Source organism: Streptomyces sp. NPDC039736 (assembly GCF_055596485.1).
In genome coordinates this window covers 22,425-37,156 of record NZ_JBVIUQ010000017.1, presented here as the reverse complement: position 1 = coordinate 37,156, position 14,732 = coordinate 22,425, and the positions used below count along the sequence as shown (strand labels likewise).

General features: G+C 71.0%; 22 protein-coding genes and 1 pseudogene. 19 read left to right on the top strand and 4 right to left on the bottom strand.

The window, feature by feature from the left end; translation table 11 throughout:
- Positions 1-18 precede the first annotated feature (18 nt).
- The 17 genes from ACZ56L_RS33920 to ACZ56L_RS33840 all read left to right on the top strand — a co-directional run bounded on the left by ACZ56L_RS33920 (position 19) and on the right by ACZ56L_RS33840 (position 8,761).
- Complete coding sequence (locus ACZ56L_RS33920; RefSeq protein WP_471068792.1) at positions 19-495, top strand: hypothetical protein; 477 nt, start codon at positions 19-21, stop codon at positions 493-495.
- A gap of 114 nt (positions 496-609) precedes the next feature.
- Positions 610-945, top strand: coding sequence for a hypothetical protein (locus ACZ56L_RS33915; RefSeq protein WP_471068789.1), 336 nt, complete (start codon positions 610-612; stop codon positions 943-945).
- A 250-nt stretch (positions 946-1,195) separates the two neighbouring features.
- Complete coding sequence (locus ACZ56L_RS33910; RefSeq protein WP_471068785.1) at positions 1,196-1,660, top strand: RRQRL motif-containing zinc-binding protein; 465 nt, start codon at positions 1,196-1,198, stop codon at positions 1,658-1,660.
- A 136-nt stretch (positions 1,661-1,796) separates the two neighbouring features.
- A complete protein-coding gene (locus tag ACZ56L_RS33905) occupies positions 1,797-2,507 on the top strand; it encodes a hypothetical protein (RefSeq protein ID WP_471068782.1) in 711 nt (236 codons plus the stop codon).
- A 133-nt stretch (positions 2,508-2,640) separates the two neighbouring features.
- The gene (locus tag ACZ56L_RS33900) at positions 2,641-2,886 is read left to right on the top strand and encodes a hypothetical protein (protein WP_471068779.1); all 246 of its coding nucleotides are present in this window, start codon (positions 2,641-2,643) and stop codon (positions 2,884-2,886) included.
- A gap of 145 nt (positions 2,887-3,031) precedes the next feature.
- The gene (locus tag ACZ56L_RS33895; protein ID WP_471068776.1) at positions 3,032-3,460 is read left to right on the top strand and encodes a RapZ C-terminal domain-containing protein; all 429 of its coding nucleotides are present in this window, start codon (positions 3,032-3,034) and stop codon (positions 3,458-3,460) included.
- Between the two features lie 32 nt (positions 3,461-3,492).
- Complete coding sequence (locus tag ACZ56L_RS33890) at positions 3,493-3,783, top strand: hypothetical protein (protein WP_471068773.1); 291 nt, start codon at positions 3,493-3,495, stop codon at positions 3,781-3,783.
- Between the two features lie 91 nt (positions 3,784-3,874).
- Positions 3,875-4,552: a GGDEF domain-containing protein gene (locus ACZ56L_RS33885; protein ID WP_471068770.1), complete on the top strand. Its 678-nt coding sequence runs from the start codon at positions 3,875-3,877 to the stop codon at positions 4,550-4,552.
- A complete protein-coding gene (locus tag ACZ56L_RS33880) occupies positions 4,549-4,992 on the top strand; it encodes an ASCH domain-containing protein (RefSeq protein WP_471068767.1) in 444 nt (147 codons plus the stop codon). Before ACZ56L_RS33885 ends, ACZ56L_RS33880 begins: the two co-directional genes overlap by 4 nt.
- Complete coding sequence (locus ACZ56L_RS33875) at positions 4,989-5,264, top strand: hypothetical protein (protein WP_471068764.1); 276 nt, start codon at positions 4,989-4,991, stop codon at positions 5,262-5,264. Before ACZ56L_RS33880 ends, ACZ56L_RS33875 begins: the two co-directional genes overlap by 4 nt.
- 104 nt (positions 5,265-5,368) lie before the next feature.
- Positions 5,369-5,593: a hypothetical protein gene (locus ACZ56L_RS33870; RefSeq protein ID WP_471068761.1), complete on the top strand. Its 225-nt coding sequence runs from the start codon at positions 5,369-5,371 to the stop codon at positions 5,591-5,593.
- Between the two features lie 9 nt (positions 5,594-5,602).
- The gene (locus ACZ56L_RS33865; RefSeq protein ID WP_471068758.1) at positions 5,603-6,349 is read left to right on the top strand and encodes an Lsr2 family DNA-binding protein; all 747 of its coding nucleotides are present in this window, start codon (positions 5,603-5,605) and stop codon (positions 6,347-6,349) included.
- Between the two features lie 2 nt (positions 6,350-6,351).
- Positions 6,352-6,951: a hypothetical protein gene (locus ACZ56L_RS33860; RefSeq protein WP_471068756.1), complete on the top strand. Its 600-nt coding sequence runs from the start codon at positions 6,352-6,354 to the stop codon at positions 6,949-6,951.
- Between the two features lie 40 nt (positions 6,952-6,991).
- Entirely contained in the window at positions 6,992-7,192 is a 201-nt protein-coding gene (locus ACZ56L_RS33855; RefSeq protein WP_471068753.1) for a hypothetical protein, read from the top strand.
- Positions 7,193-7,199: 7 nt separating this feature from the next.
- Positions 7,200-7,658: a hypothetical protein gene (locus tag ACZ56L_RS33850; RefSeq protein ID WP_471068750.1), complete on the top strand. Its 459-nt coding sequence runs from the start codon at positions 7,200-7,202 to the stop codon at positions 7,656-7,658.
- A 12-nt stretch (positions 7,659-7,670) separates the two neighbouring features.
- Positions 7,671-7,886: a hypothetical protein gene (locus ACZ56L_RS33845; RefSeq protein WP_471068747.1), complete on the top strand. Its 216-nt coding sequence runs from the start codon at positions 7,671-7,673 to the stop codon at positions 7,884-7,886.
- Positions 7,887-8,044: 158 nt separating this feature from the next.
- The gene (locus ACZ56L_RS33840; RefSeq protein ID WP_471068744.1) at positions 8,045-8,761 is read left to right on the top strand and encodes a hypothetical protein; all 717 of its coding nucleotides are present in this window, start codon (positions 8,045-8,047) and stop codon (positions 8,759-8,761) included.
- Between the two features lie 213 nt (positions 8,762-8,974).
- Here ACZ56L_RS33840 and ACZ56L_RS33835 read toward each other — a convergent pair whose 3' ends face one another.
- The 4 genes from ACZ56L_RS33835 to ACZ56L_RS33820 all read right to left on the bottom strand — a co-directional run bounded on the left by ACZ56L_RS33835 (position 8,975) and on the right by ACZ56L_RS33820 (position 12,317).
- Complete coding sequence (locus ACZ56L_RS33835) at positions 8,975-9,991, bottom strand: ParB/RepB/Spo0J family partition protein (RefSeq protein ID WP_471068741.1); 1,017 nt, start codon at positions 9,989-9,991, stop codon at positions 8,975-8,977.
- On the bottom strand, positions 9,988-10,884 hold the full coding sequence (locus ACZ56L_RS33830; protein ID WP_471068738.1) for a ParA family protein: 897 nt from the start codon (positions 10,882-10,884) through the stop codon (positions 9,988-9,990). The genes ACZ56L_RS33835 and ACZ56L_RS33830 overlap by 4 nt, the downstream gene beginning before the upstream one ends.
- 708 nt (positions 10,885-11,592) lie before the next feature.
- Positions 11,593-11,898: a hypothetical protein gene (locus tag ACZ56L_RS33825; protein ID WP_471068735.1), complete on the bottom strand. Its 306-nt coding sequence runs from the start codon at positions 11,896-11,898 to the stop codon at positions 11,593-11,595.
- A 218-nt stretch (positions 11,899-12,116) separates the two neighbouring features.
- On the bottom strand, positions 12,117-12,317 hold the full coding sequence (locus ACZ56L_RS33820; RefSeq protein ID WP_471068732.1) for a hypothetical protein: 201 nt from the start codon (positions 12,315-12,317) through the stop codon (positions 12,117-12,119).
- Between the two features lie 217 nt (positions 12,318-12,534).
- Between ACZ56L_RS33820 and mobF the strand changes: the two are divergent.
- Together mobF and ACZ56L_RS33810 are read left to right on the top strand one after the other, a co-directional pair.
- Positions 12,535-14,285: pseudogene (mobF, locus tag ACZ56L_RS33815) on the top strand (MobF family relaxase).
- A complete protein-coding gene (locus ACZ56L_RS33810) occupies positions 14,282-14,629 on the top strand; it encodes a hypothetical protein (protein ID WP_471068729.1) in 348 nt (115 codons plus the stop codon). The pseudogene mobF and the gene ACZ56L_RS33810 overlap by 4 nt, the downstream one beginning before the upstream one ends.
- Positions 14,630-14,732: the final 103 nt, after the last annotated feature.

Genomic DNA, 14,732 nt, shown 5'->3' with positions numbered 1-14,732 from the left:
CCATGAAGCATGGACTGGATGGACAGCGCCCCCAACCCCGAGCACTACCCGGGACCGTGCAGCTGCGGTGCGCGGGACGACCACCCGCCCACCCTGGACTGCGACATCCACCCGCCCGCGCAGATTGAAGTGTCGGGCACCCGTACCGCCTGCCTGCAGGTCCTCCAGTTCTTGCGCACCCGGTACACCATGCTCATCGAGCATGAGTGGCAGACCCCGGGGCCGCGGGAATCCGAGGAGTGGGTGTTCAAGCTCACCGTGGAAAGGCCCCGCTTCGCGCCAGCCATGCAGTACACACCGCCTCCGCAACCCACACTGGAAGAGCGGGTCCGGGACTTGTTCCTCGATGACGCGGTAGGCGGAGAGACGGCCGTACACGACCTCTGCCTCATCACCGGCCTGGAGGAGAAAGACCTCTCCCCCATCCTGGACGCCATGACCGCCACCGGCGAGATCGAATACCTGCGGCCCGGCATCTACCGCAAGAACAGATAGCCGCCGCCTGACCCCTCCCCTCCCCATAGCCCCACCCTGCGCCCCGCTCGGAGATCCCTCCGGGCGGGGCGCCGCGTTGCCCTGCCCACCCCAACCACCAGGAGAGATACACCTGTGCGCCGCTACCGCTACCGCTGCACCGTCTGCCGCACCACCAGCCCCGTCCTCCACGAACTCCCCGACCTGGCCGCCGAAGGCGAAACCCACCGCCTGACCCTGCACGGCGGACACATACCCGACGAAGAAGTCGCAGGTGAAGTCGACAGACTCGGCCGCTGGTACGCCGCCCTGACCCCGCTCGTCGCCGTGCACGCGCGCCTCGCAGACGGACTCAGCGACCTCCACAACACCAAGACGACCGGCCACTACTGGTGGGCCAGCCTCGGTGCCGCCCTCATCCTCGGCGCGGCCGCCGCCCTCGTCTTGGCCGTCATCGCCGCAACCCTCTGACCCCAGCCCCGACCGCCCTGCCTGGTCCTCACCCACCCCGGGTGAGGGCCGGACAGGCCGACCGGCCCCCTTCCCGCGCCCCGCCGACGCACCGACGTCAGCGGGGCGCGGTGTCGTCCACCGCCTGCTGGAGGAGATCACTCGTGCTCATTCCTCGCCCGCGCCGCCGGATCGGCCGGCCTCGCCCGCAGCGCCCCGGCCCCCGCTACCCGCAGCCCCCGCACCGCCTCCCGAATCCCTGGAGCCGGTGATGCCCCGCCGCCGCAAACGGCGCCGCCGCGAGGCGAAACGGGTAGCGCGCAGCGACGCGCTCCTCGAGGAGTTCGACCGTGGTGCGGTACCCGAGGGACTGGTCACCCGACGCAAGTTACGGGAGATGGGCCTCAGCCCGGGTGGCAACAGGGGCCCGGTGGCCGTCCTGCGCTGCAAGCCGTGCAGGAACACCCCGCAGTGGTCCTGCCAGCACCCCACCAGGGGCTTCCTGCTCCGCGTCGACCTGGCCGTGCCCAAGCGGACGCCGACGCTGGCTCAGGAATGGGCCTTGGACCGGGCGATGGCAGCACGACAGACCTGCCCCGTCCCCACCTGCGGCCGAAGGTACGAATTCTGTCTCCCGCTGAAAAAGGTCGGCTCCTGCCTGGAGTGCGCCGAGGGCGTCCCGGCCGACCCGAGCACCTACACCACGCCTGCGGCCCCGCACCTCCTGGCCGCGTAACACCCCCAGCTCCCGGGGCGGCCGCAGGCGATATGCCCGGCCGCCCCGGTGACACAGGCGAGGTACGGCCAACGGGCCGCCGCCCGCCACTACTTCCACCTGCCCCACCATCCGACCGACGAAGGAGCACCCCACCATGCAGCGAACTGTTCACCGCGCCTCCCTGGCCGTGGCCGATGCCGTGACCGAGGGCCTGGACACCGTCACCGCCGTGCTCGGCGGCGCCGCCGGTGCCTGGGCGGCCTACACCCGCACCCCCGCCACCTGGCCGACCGACGGGCGCCTGGCCCTGGCCGGCGGCGTCGCGGTCGTGTCCGCCGTTGCCGCGAACTCCCTGGCCGACGTGTTCCTGGCTCCGCTGCGCCGCCGGGTAACCGCGGCGCGAAGCAGCCTCCGTCCCGCGATCGGCCGGCGCCCCGCGGTACCGATGCCGGTGGTCGTGCCGGTGCCGGACTCCCTGACCGGCGCCCTGGCGCAGACCGTGGCCGCCACGGAGACCGACGCCGCCGTCCGGGCCGCGACCGACATGTGGAACGTCGACCGCAGCGAGGGCTTCCTGCGCAACCAAGACCGGTGGCGGGGATACGAGGACGGCACCGCATCCTTCTTCCTCGCGCCCGGCGTCTGGCTCTACTACCAGGCCACGCCGACCCAGTACGGCCGCAACAGCGAGTACACCCTGCTGACCGGGGACGGCGAGCAGCCGGTACCCATCCGGCACATGGAGGAAATCCGCCACCAGCTCGCCGCCCGCGCCGCCGGACTCCCGGCCGCCCCGGTCACCGAGAGCAGCGACCACACCCCGGCGGAGCCCCAGGGCAAGGACATGACCGCCGCCACCCGGTGACCGGTCCTTCCCGCACCCGCCTGGAGCGGGTGCGGGCCTCGGTCGACATTGCCACGCTCGCCAACCCCGCCCCCCACATCGCTCCCTCCCCGGCCAAACACCTGCTGGCCACCCGATCCGAGAGGACACCTCCATGAGCACCGCCACCCTCGCCGCCTTCACCGAACCGGACCGCCCCAACAACCTGCTGATCCGGTTCATCACGGTCGGCGGCTCGTACGTAGACGTCACCGGTTCCGGCGAGCACGCCAAGAACAACCGCTGGACCTGCCACGGCTGCGGCGACACCTCCGACCGGCCCCAGGAGGACTACCTGTTCCACATCCGGCCGGACGCCAACAACCACGCCGCCACCTGCCGCGCCATCCCGCTGCGGTGACCACCCGTCCTCCGTTCGCCACCCACCGCCTGGGCGCGTAACACCCCCGGCCCCCGGGGCGGCTGCCGGCCACGAGCCCAGCCGCCCCGGTGACATCCCCGCACCCCCGCACGCCTCCACGCTGACCAGAAATGAGGTCCTCACCATGACGAGCCCGCCCGCCACCACACCGACGACCACCGACCCCCAGGTGGTGATCGTGTCCTTCGGCTACCTCCACGGCCCGCTGCCCACCGACGGTGTCGACGTCCTGTGCGACCTGCGCCGTCACTTCAAGGACCCGCACATCGATCCCGCGCTGCGCCACCAGACCGCCCTCGACGACGCGGTCCGCACCACCGTCGACGCCACCCCGGGCATCCCCGAGCTGGTCCAGGCGCTCGCCGACACTGTCCACGCCTACCAGGCCGGACCCAGCGCCCACCAGCACACCATCAACGTCGCCCTGGGCTGCGCCGGAGGAAAACACCGTGCGGGCAGCGTCGCCCTGGACCTCGCTGACGCCCTGCACGAGCGCGGCGTCACGGCCACGGTCCTCCACCGCGATCTCCACCGGCCCGTCGTCGACCGCTGACCGGGCGGCCGACACAACGAAGGGAGGACGTCATGTTCCTGCACCGCTTCGAGGTCGACGTCCCGATACACAGCCTCAACACCCCGGAACTGACCGGTGTGCACGTCTTCATCGGTCTCGCCGACTCCCCCACCACGGCTCTGCGTTGCGCCCACGAGGCGTACGACGCCGCGCTCGCCGCGCAGCAGACCGGACAGGACACCTGCGGTCTGCGGGTCGGGGACTGGGGAGCACGGGGGCTGCGGTCCGGCTGGGAGCTGGAGTGGCCCGCCGCGACCACTAGCCGTTGGCACAACCCGAACCACCTGCTCAACCCCAAGTAGTTCCGCCCCGGGACGGCCGCCATCGGCCTGGTAACCACGTCGACCGCCCCGGGCCACCCAACTCGTACGAGACGAGAAGGAGACCCCCAGTATGGACTCCGCCCTGCGCGCGTACACCCGGATCGGGCAACGCGCCCTTCTACTGACCACCGCCGCCATTCCGCTGACCGGCTGGGCGGTGCACGCCACCGTCCTGCACCGGCAGCTCGCCGCGAAGAGCCGCGACCCGCTGACCGGCCTGCTGCGCCGCGACGCCTACACCGCCCGCGCCCGCAAGGTCCTGCGCCGCCACGGCGACGACACCGCGGTGCTCCTGGTTGACGTCGATCGCTTCAAGCAGATCAACGACACCCTCGGGCACGCGGCGGGCGACGCCGTCCTCGCCACGTACGGTGCCCGGCTCACCGCGTGGGCGGGCCCCGGTGCGGCGGTCGGCCGACTCGGAGGCGACGAGTTCGCCCTCGCGCTGGAACTCCCTGCCGATGTCCGGTGGCAGCGCCTGGAGCAGCTGGTCCGCATGCTCTACACGCCGGTCGTCCTGGGCGACGGACGCCGGGCCTTCGTCGGCGCCTCCATCGGCGCCGCATCTCCGCCGGCCGTCGGCAGCCACGACCTGTCCGAACTGCAGCGGGCCGCCGACGCCGCGATGTACGACGGCAAGCGCTCGGGGCGGGCCGTCCTGGCGACCACCGCGCACACCACGGCCCCGACGGTGAACGGCCGCCGGGCGGGACGGCCGGGCGCAGCTGCATGGGGGCGAGCAGCATGAACACCCCACTCCCCAAGGGCGACTGGATCCGGGCGATCAGCATCAAGCAGCCCTGGATCACCGCCATCCTGACCGGCCAGAAGACGGTCGAGAACAGGGGCCACGACCAGTGGCCGTGGCGCGGGCCCGTGCTGCTGCACGCGAGCCAGAGCCTCGACCGGCCCGCCCTGCGCCACCCGCTGGTGGCCCGCACGGTGCGCGGCCGCGACCTGGTGACCGGCGCCGTGCTCGGCGTGGCCCAACTGGTCGACTGCCACCAGGACGCAGACGGGGCCCCGCCCTGCACTGCCTGGTCGGAGCCCGGAGCGTTCCACCTGGTCCTGCGCGACGTCCAGGAACTCGCCCTGCCCGTCCCCGCTCTCGGGCGACTCGGTCTCTGGAAACCGTCTGAAGACCTGCTTATTCAGGTTCTTCAGCAGCTGCCCGATCTGCGGCCGTGACCGGCCGCAGGAAGAGCAAAGAGCAGTCGTTCGAACCGGGCACCGTCCCGACCCCGGGCGGGCTGCTCGACTGGCGCGACTCCCGCCACTTCGACGGCCGGCAGGCCCCCTGCACGTTGTGCCTGCGGCCCGCTCCCATGCGCTCCCACGCAGGGGAGGCCGTCCACAAGGCCTGCGCCGAAGCGTGGATCGAGGCGAACCCGGTCGAGGCCCGTCTCGGCAGGTTCGCCAACGACCTCCAGGCCAAGCGCCGCGACACCGGCCACGCCTGACACAGGAATGCCCCGGAGGAAGTCCGTTCCGTCACCAGCCGTGTGGCCAGCCGGACCTTCCCCGGGGCTCCCTCACCTTCGCACGTTCAAGGAGCGCCTTGACCATGCACCCCGAAACCCATCCCGCCGCCAGGTCGCAGGACGCCGGCCTCCCGGCATCCCGGACGCCGTCCACGGCGGCCGCCGTCACCGAGGCGGACTTGGCCTACCCCCAGCCCGCCGCGCACCCGCTGTGGTCGCGCCGGTCCAGGTGCCGCCCGCTCACCGCGCAGGAGCAGCAGCGCAACCGCGATCTCCTGCTGGCCGCCCTGTGCGGCCCGCACACCTAGGAGGCCACGGTGCGCCACATCAGGAACCCTCTCGCCGCCGACCAGCTCACCCCCACGCCCCTCACCCCGGAGCAGGTCACCGCGGCCCGCCGTACCACCGCCCGCCACGCCCACGGCCGCGACGATCTGACGCTGCTCCTGGACGCCCTGGGCATCCCCGCCACGCTCCAACTCACCACGAACGGAGACACCATGCCGACCCCGACGCAGACCCCGGCCCCGGCTTTCACCGCGCAGCAGGCGGTGGCCGTGTCCCTCCACGCCAACGGCACCCCCCTCCCCGAGATCACCCGGTACACCGGAATCTCCGAAGACGACCTCACCCCGCTCCTCGCCGCCTCCCAGGACGGCACCCCGGTCCTGACCGGAGGGCTGGAGGAGCTGCTCGCCTGGGCACAGCAGCACAGCGCGGCCAGCGTCCGGCGCAAGGCCGACCGCATCCGGGCCGACATCGAAGAGCTCACCGCCCGTCGCCAGGCGGACGACGCCGAAACGGCGGCGCAGGAGCGCGTGGCCGCCCTTCAGGCGGAACTCCGGCAGGCGGAGGACGCCTTGCGTGCGGTCAAGGCCAGCACCCGCACCACCACGTCCCCGGCTGCGGCCTCGCCGCTGCCGGACGGGGTGGGACGGGAGGAGATCCGCGCGTGGGCGAAGGCCAACAACCACGAGGTCGCCGCCCGCGGCAATCTCCCCCAGCAGGTCGTCGACGCCTACACCGCCGCCCACCGCACCCTCACCTTGGCGAAAGCGAGCTGACCATGAGCACCCCCGAAACTCTCACCGTGGTCCTCGACGGGTTCCTCGACGACGGCGTCCTCGGCGATGAGCCGCTGCTCATCGAACTCCGCGAGAACGTCGCTCACTTCCAGCTCGTGGTCTCCCCCACCGAGGACCGTGTCGACGAGCTCGTCCTGCCCTGCCGCGCACAAGGCGACCTCGCGCAGGACGCCCTGACGCTCGGCACCTGCGACCTCTTGCGCGTCACCGGCAGCCTCCGCCTCCCCCAGCACCCCGAGGACGGACTCTTCCTCGACGTCACCGGACTTGAGGTCCTGGAGACCGGCACCGACGTCGACCACGCCGACAGCACCGACGAACTCGGACCGGCAGGCCTGTCGGAGCACGGATGGATCGAGCGGTTCGGCGACTACCAGGTCTGGCACGACCCGGACACCGGCACCAGCCACATCTGGCACACCTCCGGCCAGGCCGTCGGCATCGCCGACGACCCCCGCGACCTGGAGGACCTGATCCGCGCCTACGAGAATCCGGACCCGGGCCCCCAGGAGCAGCCGCCCCCGGCGCGAAGGCGACGGCTCGCCGCCCTGCTCATCCGCCTGCGCCTGCGCAGCACCTGACCCTCTCCCCCGAGATTCATCGACACCCCGGAGGCCCACTGTGGCTCCCACTGTCACCCTCAGCCGGGCGTCCCGCTGCCGTACCTGCGACGGCCGCGACGCCACCGTCCTCAGCGAAGTACCCATCGGCGAAGCCCGGGCGCTGCCCCTCGCGGACGACCGCGCGGCCGCCGCCGGGCACGGGGCGCACGTCCACGTCGACCAGGACGCCGACCGCTTCCAGGTCGTCAGGCCCCTGTAGGCGCAGGATGCCGATCCGTCCCGAAAACAAGCACCGGTACCCGCCTGACTGGAAAACGATCAGCACGTGGATCCGGTTCGTACGGGCCGCCGGCCGCTGCGAGTGCACGGGTCACTGTGGCCTGACGCATCCCGGCGGCCGCTGCCCCGCCGTCCACGAGGAGATCCACCCCGACACGGGGTCCGTGGTCGGCCTCACCACCGCCCACCTCAACCACACCCCCGAAGACGTGCGAGAGACGAATCTGCTCGCCGCCTGCCAGCTCTGCCACCTGCGCATCGACCACGGACACCACCGGGTCACCCGCTCCCTCACCCTCGCCGCCCGCGCGGCCGCCGCCGGACAGCTCGGCCTCCTCCCCGAGACCACGCTCGCCCGCACCGAGCCGCCCACCCCACCACGCCCGGCCCACGGGCGCAGCCCTGTGGCCGCAGTCCAAGAACCCCTCTTCCCCCACGCCGAATAGGAGACGACCCTCATGGCCCGCATCACCGTGTCCCTCCAGCCGCTGCACCACGGCCGCGAATGCCACCACACCGACGCACAGTGCCCCGGCCCCACCGGATACCGCGTGCGCTGCAGCCACCACGGCCAGGTCGGCGAACCCCACGGCCTGCGCACCCTCGCCGAACAGGCGCAGCAGCAGCACCTCGACAACCACCGGAAGATCGCCGCCCGGGCCCTGACCACCTGACCCGGCGCAGGCCGATCAGCCCGCCCCCGGCCGACCCAGCCGCCCCCCCGCAGGCTGCCCACCGATACCGTCCCGCCCCCGGTTGTCGCACTGCACCAGCTGCTCGACCAACGGCTCGACGGTGCCCCGAGCGCCACCTCGGAAAAGGAGACCGCCCGATGATCCGCCACTTGTTCCACCGCTGCAGCCACGCGCCCGGCGACGTCACGCCCGAGGACCAGGCGGCCGTCGACGCGGCCCGCGCACGCCTCGCCGCCATCGCCGCACTCCGCTCCCCGAAACCCTGGACACCCGAACTCGCCCAGGACATCGCCGTGCGGGTCGGCCCGTTCATCGAGCGAGCACACCCCCGCCCCGGCGACGACCGCGGCCCCGAGGTGATCGCCATCTCCCTGGCTCACCCCGACACCGGAACGGCTGCGGCCTACCTCCACGGCCACCAGCTCAGCTACACCGGCAGGGGGTGGCTGCGCTGCGAGACGACCGCGATCCTCGGCACCTGGCAGCCGGCCTACGCACCGCTCACCCACGCCGCCGCCAACCTGCCCCTCCCCGACGACATCGGCATGGACCCGGCGCACTACGCCGTCACCGTCGAAGCCTGCAAGCAAGACGGCAGCGGCCACACCCTCCTGCGACTTGGCCCCTATATGCAGACCCAGCACGCCTCCCAGGACGCCGCCCGGATCATCACCGCCTTGGAGGGACGGGAGACCACACTGGTACCCGGTGCCTGGGTCAGCGCATGGACGACACCGTTCGACGCCAGCACCCACGAGGACTACATCGATCCGTACGCGGGCGACGTTCCCGAGCTCCTGGACGACACCATCGCGGGGACGGCTCATGACCAGGACTCGGTCCGGAGTAGCTAAAGCCGAAGCTGGACATGCTGCACCGCCAGAAGATCCTGCTTGCTGACGAGACCGTCGTCGTTTGCCTGGCGGTTATGTCGGGGAGTCGACCCGCGCAGAGATCGGCGACGCAGACTCGCTCAGGCACCTCACCGATCGTCCGGACAGCTGACACACAAGAGGCCCGGTTTCCCGTGTTCAACGCGGGAAACCGGGCCTCTTGTGTTTTCGGGCCTATGCCTGTGTAGCCGTGGCGGGTGCCCGCTCGATGAGCAGCTCCGTGACCGTCACCAGCTCTTCGGGCGGAAGCTGAGCGACAAGAGCATCCACGATCTCCGCAGGCAGGACGCCCGTGAAGTCGAGCGTGGCGGGACGCTCCGCGCGCGCACGGGTATTAACGGCGTTAACGGTTTCGCTCTTCGCCGCGCCAGGCCGCGAGGGATCAGCGGAGGCATTAACGGCGTTAACGGTGTCCGTGTCCGGTACCGGCGGCGCTGGGTGCGGCGAGCGGGGCCTGGGGGGCTTAACGGCGTTAATAGCCTTCATCGCCGCTTCCGCCTGCTCCGCCTTCGGCATGCGCCCGATTCTGCGGGCCGGCTCCACCTTCAGGTCCCCGGCTTCCACCTTCTCCTGCAGGTCCGGGATGAGCTCCAGCAACGCGAGCCGCTGGGATACCCAGGCAGCGGTCTTCCCGAGCCGCTTGGCCACCTTGCCCTGCGACCCGTGAACCTCGACCAGTTCCCGGATGGCCTTCGCCTGGTCCATCGGGGGAACGTCGACCCGGTGCACATTCGCGATCAGCGCCGATTCGAGCATGTCCTCTGCGCTGGCCGCGAGGGAGTCGTTGACGTCGATACGCAGTTCAGCCAGTTCAGCCAGAGCAGCGGCCGCCAGGCGTCGATTGCCGTCGATGACGACGTACTCGGCAGCCCCGATCTCTTCTTCCTTCTCCGCATGAACGGACAGGAAAGCTGCCCGCCGGACAACAGCTACCGGCTGGAGCTGGCCCTTCTGGCGCAGCGACTCCGCCGTCTCTTCGAGGTCGGTAAGCGCATCACGAGGGTTGAAGGGGTTGTGTGCCAGCGCCGACAGCGCTACTGCGGCCGGCGGGCGCTTTCCCTCTCCCTTCATGATCTGCTCGCGCGTACGGATCGGGCGACGCGGCTTGGGGGTCTGGTCGGTTCCCTCTTCGTCGATCGCGAACCCCTGGGTCACCCGCTCGACCTGAGACTTCGACTTGGTCTGCCTCATACCGCCAACTCCTTCGCCAGGTCCCGCATCGCGTTGGCGTGCTCACTGTCCGGTGCGTATTCCAGCAGTGGGATCTCTCCGTCGCTGGCCTCGCGGCCTTCCTTGAGGTCTCCGATCACCGCGAGCACGGACGGCGAGGAACTGCGCTCCCACTGGTCCTTGTTCTGGCTGACGAGCTTGCCGCGGCGGCTGTCGTAGGCGTTGACGACCAGCCCGAGATAGTCGACCGTGATGCGGCCCTTCTGGCAGAGGTCGTCCTTCTGCTTGCTCAGCAGCTTGAACGCCCGGTGGGAAGCCTTGTTGGCCCACACCGGCGTGATGATGCCGGAACGGTCCGCGAGCTCCCCCTCCCGCCGACGGACGTAGTACAGCGCGGTGTCCATGTTCAGGCCGAGGCTGGGCGGCCCGTCGATGACGATGACGTCGTAGTCCGCCTCCAGCGGCTCCAGGGCCCGCTCCAGGGCGGCCTCGCTGAATGACACCTTGGAGAGAGAGACATCGCGCAGGAACGCGTCATCGGACGCCGGGAGGAGATGGAGGCGCTCACCGAAACGCTCCTGGTCCAGTGCCACCAGCAGGTCGTGAATGTCCTCCTTGGCGGTGCCCTCCATGTGCATGAGGAGTGTCTCCACGTCCTCCTCGTACATGAGGTCCTCGAAGCCGAGCTCGGACGTGAGGTGTCCCTGCGGGTCGTAGTCGACGATCAGCACCCGCTTGCCGGCTTCGGCCAGGGCCTGGGCGATGCCGCTGCTGATGAAGGTCTTGCCGACTCCGCCCTTCTGGTTGGCCACTATCACCCGGGTGACCGGCTGGGCCGTGAGCGGAGAGGAGGGGGAGGGGTGTGCCTCCAGCCACATGGTGATGGCCTGGGCGAGTCCCTGAACGTACGTCACACCGCGTTCACCGCAGGTGTCTTTGAACTTGTCAGGCTCACCGGGGGGCAAGAACGTCCCCCAGGTCTTCGCCCCGTCAGTGGCTACCTCCGGAGGCTCCTGAACGTCGTACCACGCCTTGATGGCGTGCTCCGCTGCGTCTTGGATGTCCATGCCGTGCTCGAAGGCCCTGATCTTCAACAGGCGCCGAAGCTGCGGGGTGAGCGCGGTAATTAGTTTCTCTCGTTCTCCGCGCGGAACTGGAATGCTCATGTGGGGAACATTACTAGGTCGAATCGTACGTAGGCGGCAAGCAGCAACCACGGACACATCCGTTCGCTACGACGCCGCATCACGATGTCAGGCCGTAAGTGTTCGAGAGAGCAACGGGCCGCGCGAAACAGCACCACCCGCGGCGGCGTGTCGGACAAGGCTGCTAGGCGCCGGTACCACGCCATCTGACGGCCCCTCGGACAGGTGGGTATTCCGGCGCCAGGGGATGACACATCCCCAACACCAGGGACTGAAGAGACTGAACCTGTGACTTCCCCGCCCGCACCCGAGCTGCGTCCGTCGCTAGCTGCGAACGCGTCAACGAGCAGGCCGTCGGTGTCGCTCCTGGCACAACGCGCCGTGCGAGCGAGGCGGGGACTTGGGCCGGTGGGCCGCGGAGCCCTGGCCGAACGCACACCGAGCGGATCAGGAACGTGACCACCTCACGACTGCATTTCACGGACGGGTGAGGATGCCGTGGGTGCCGATGCGGCGCCAGATCACGTGCGGTGTGCCGGGACGGAGCGCCGCACCGTAACTCCATGTGGCACGTCCGGCGGGCCCGGTGCCCATGGACCAGGTCAGCTCGTAGACGCCGGGTGCGCGCTGGACGCGCTTGACGCGCAGGCCGGGACGGAATCGTCCTCCGGTGCGCAGGTCCTCGACGAAGGCCGTCACGGTCTGGAGGAATCGGCGACGCTGTTCGGGGGTGAGACGGTCCAGGTCGGTGGTGAAGCGGGGGGTGGTCTCGTACGTGGGCACGGCGAGTTCCTCCAGGACGCACGAAGCCCCCGGCCGGTGGGCCGGGGGCGGTGGTGGCTGGTCGTGTGGAAGGGCGTCGGTGACGTGGTGCGTTCAGTGGTGGGTGGTCGGGGGAGTGGTGCGTTAGTACGCGTGGGAAGACGTTGGTGCCGGCTGGAGTCGCAGTTCGTGGCGGGTGGTGCTGATGTGGTCGGCGCGCAGCATTCGCACGGCCGCCGTCAGCTCCCGCTGCGTTCGTTCATCAGGTCGTTCCACTTCTGCTTGATGACCGGGTTGCTGGCGCAGGCGGCGCAGTGGGGCAGGTAGTCGATTCGTGTGGGGTACCGCGCGTTCGACGAGCGGACGATGACGTCCACGGTCAGCGTGAGGGGCCGGCCGCACAGCGGGCAGAGGTCTCCGTGGAGCAGTTCAGTGGTCATACGGCGGACTGCACACACCGGCGGCTTACCGTCTCGGGCTGGCCCGGCGGCCCGCCCGGCGGACGCCCCGGTAAAGACCTGGTGATGGCCTCCCGCCCGGCGGGAAGTACCCGGGGACACGCTTCTGTGCAGGTCAGTACCGGGGTTCCATGGGCCGATGATCAGCATGTCGCCAGTTCGCCCGGGGGCCGGGGTGCGCTACCTCTTCCGTGGCGTGATGGTCGGCGACGGCCACCGCCGGGCGGGTACGCCGCTGCGCGCCGCCCAGGACGAAGCCGGTGTCCCGCCCGGCGTGTGGAAGGGCCGGGGACTTGCCGCGCTCGGCCTGACGGCCGGAGACGTGGTGAGCGAGCGGCAGGCCGAACTCCTCCTGGGAGAGGGCCGGCACCCGGACGCCGACCGGATCGAGTACGACCTCCTGGCACAGGGGGAGAGCCCGGTACCGGCGCGGCGGGCGACCGTGCTGGGCAGGCCTATCGAGTGCAACGCCTCGCCGAAGACGGAGAAGGCGAAGGAGCGCACGCCGTGGCTGGCGATGGACTTGGTTTTCCGGGCCCCGTCGACGGCCCACATCGCGTGGGCGCTCACCGATGACGAGGCCCGTCTCGTACTGGAGTCGTGCCAGGACATCGCCCGGGACAGGACGCTGGGGTGGCTGGAGGAGTCGGTCGCACAGATCCGGTGGGGGAGCGGCGGCAGACACCGCCGGCCGGTGAAGGACGGGTTGATCGTCGCGGTGTTCCGGCACTACGAGTCCCGTGCTGCCGATTCGCGGCCGCTGCTGCACGACCACGCGGTCGTGTCGATCCGGGCCCGGCGGCCGCACGACGGGAAGTGGGGCAACCTGTCGGCGGACTCGCTGATGGCCCACATCGTCGCGGCCGACACCCTCTACACCCTGTACTTCATGGAGGAGGTGTCCGCCCGGCTCGGGTGGGCGTGGGAGCCCCGCGAAGTGACGCCCGGCCGCCGCTCGGTCATGGAAATCGCCGGGATCGACCGGCAGCTGATCGGCTGGCAGTCGACCCGCCGCCAGCAGATCGAGGACGCGCTGCCCGCCCTCACCGCCCGGTACGAGGAGAAGCAGGGGCACGCGCCGGGGGAGCGGGCCGCCTACGCGCTGGCCTGCCAGGCCGCCGACCGGACCCGCTCGCCGAAGCGCACCGAGCTGTTGTCGCTCTCCGAGCTGCGCCAGCGGTGGCGGGAGTCAGCGGTCGCCGCGTTCGGCGCCGACGTCGTGGACCGGCTCGCACAGCGGGCGCGGGCGGCGGCCGCGGCGGTGTGGGCGCGGGTGCGGCCGGTGGTCGACATAACGCTGGCGGCCGTAGACACCGTCGCCGTGGTGTACGTGATGCGCGGTGCGTTCAAGCGCCATCACCTGCTCGCCGAAGCGCGCCGCCACCTCTCCTACGTCCTGCGCGGCCGCCCTCACGAGCCGGGCCTGGACGAACAGATCGTGCAGGCGGCCGTCGACGACTACACCCGCCCGGCGAGCCGGCGGATGATGACCGCCGACCTGCACGCCCTCTACCCGCGTGACACCGAGGACCAGGCCGTGCTGCGCCCGCTGACCCGAAAGCAGGCCGCGATTGCGTACGAGCGGGCCCGCCTCGCCGTCGACGCCCTGGCCTGCCGGGTCCACGCGGTGCGCCGTGCGGAGCGACTGGGTTCCCGCACCCCGTCGCCGTGCCCGCAGCTCCGGGACCGTACCCGCGGCCGTTCCGCACCGGTTGGAAGGACGGCCGTCTCCTGGAGCAGGAGACCGGCGTCGGCACGGTGGAACAGACGTGCCAGACCGTGGAAGCCGCCGCCGTGAAGTTGGCCGCCACGATCCAGGACAGTCGGCGGGCGCGCGAAGCGGCCCACGGCCCCCGGCCGCAGCCCACCCTGGTGGCGGCCCCGTCGCCGCGCACCCAGCAACCCGGCACCCAGCACACGCCGGGCCGGACCACAGGAGGAGTCACGTGAACACCCCGGAAGAACGCCCCGACCCCGACGAAGCCCTCGCCCGCGCCCGTGCCGCCCGCCCGGAGATGGCCGTCGCGCTCAACGAGGGCCAGGAGCCCGGCCCCGGCGAGCCCCTAGGGTGGCAGCCGATCTGGAAGCGGCCCCGGAAGCCGAAGTCGAAGGAGGCGAAGAAGACGGAACTGCGCAACCAGCGCAAGCGACTCCAGGACGCCGGGAAGCGCCGCCTCACCACCTCGCAGTCGCGCCGGCCCCGCTCCCAACAGAGCCGGATCGGCAGCGCGGCCGCGCGTCGTGATGCGCGCACCCTGTCCCGGATGCGGCACTCCAGTGCCTGGCTGTGGTGACGATGCCCGGCATCGGGTGGAAGCCACCCGATGGACTCCACTCGATGTGCCTCACGAGGTGATGTACATCCGCGCGCCCCCGGCCACACGCTGGCCCTGCTGC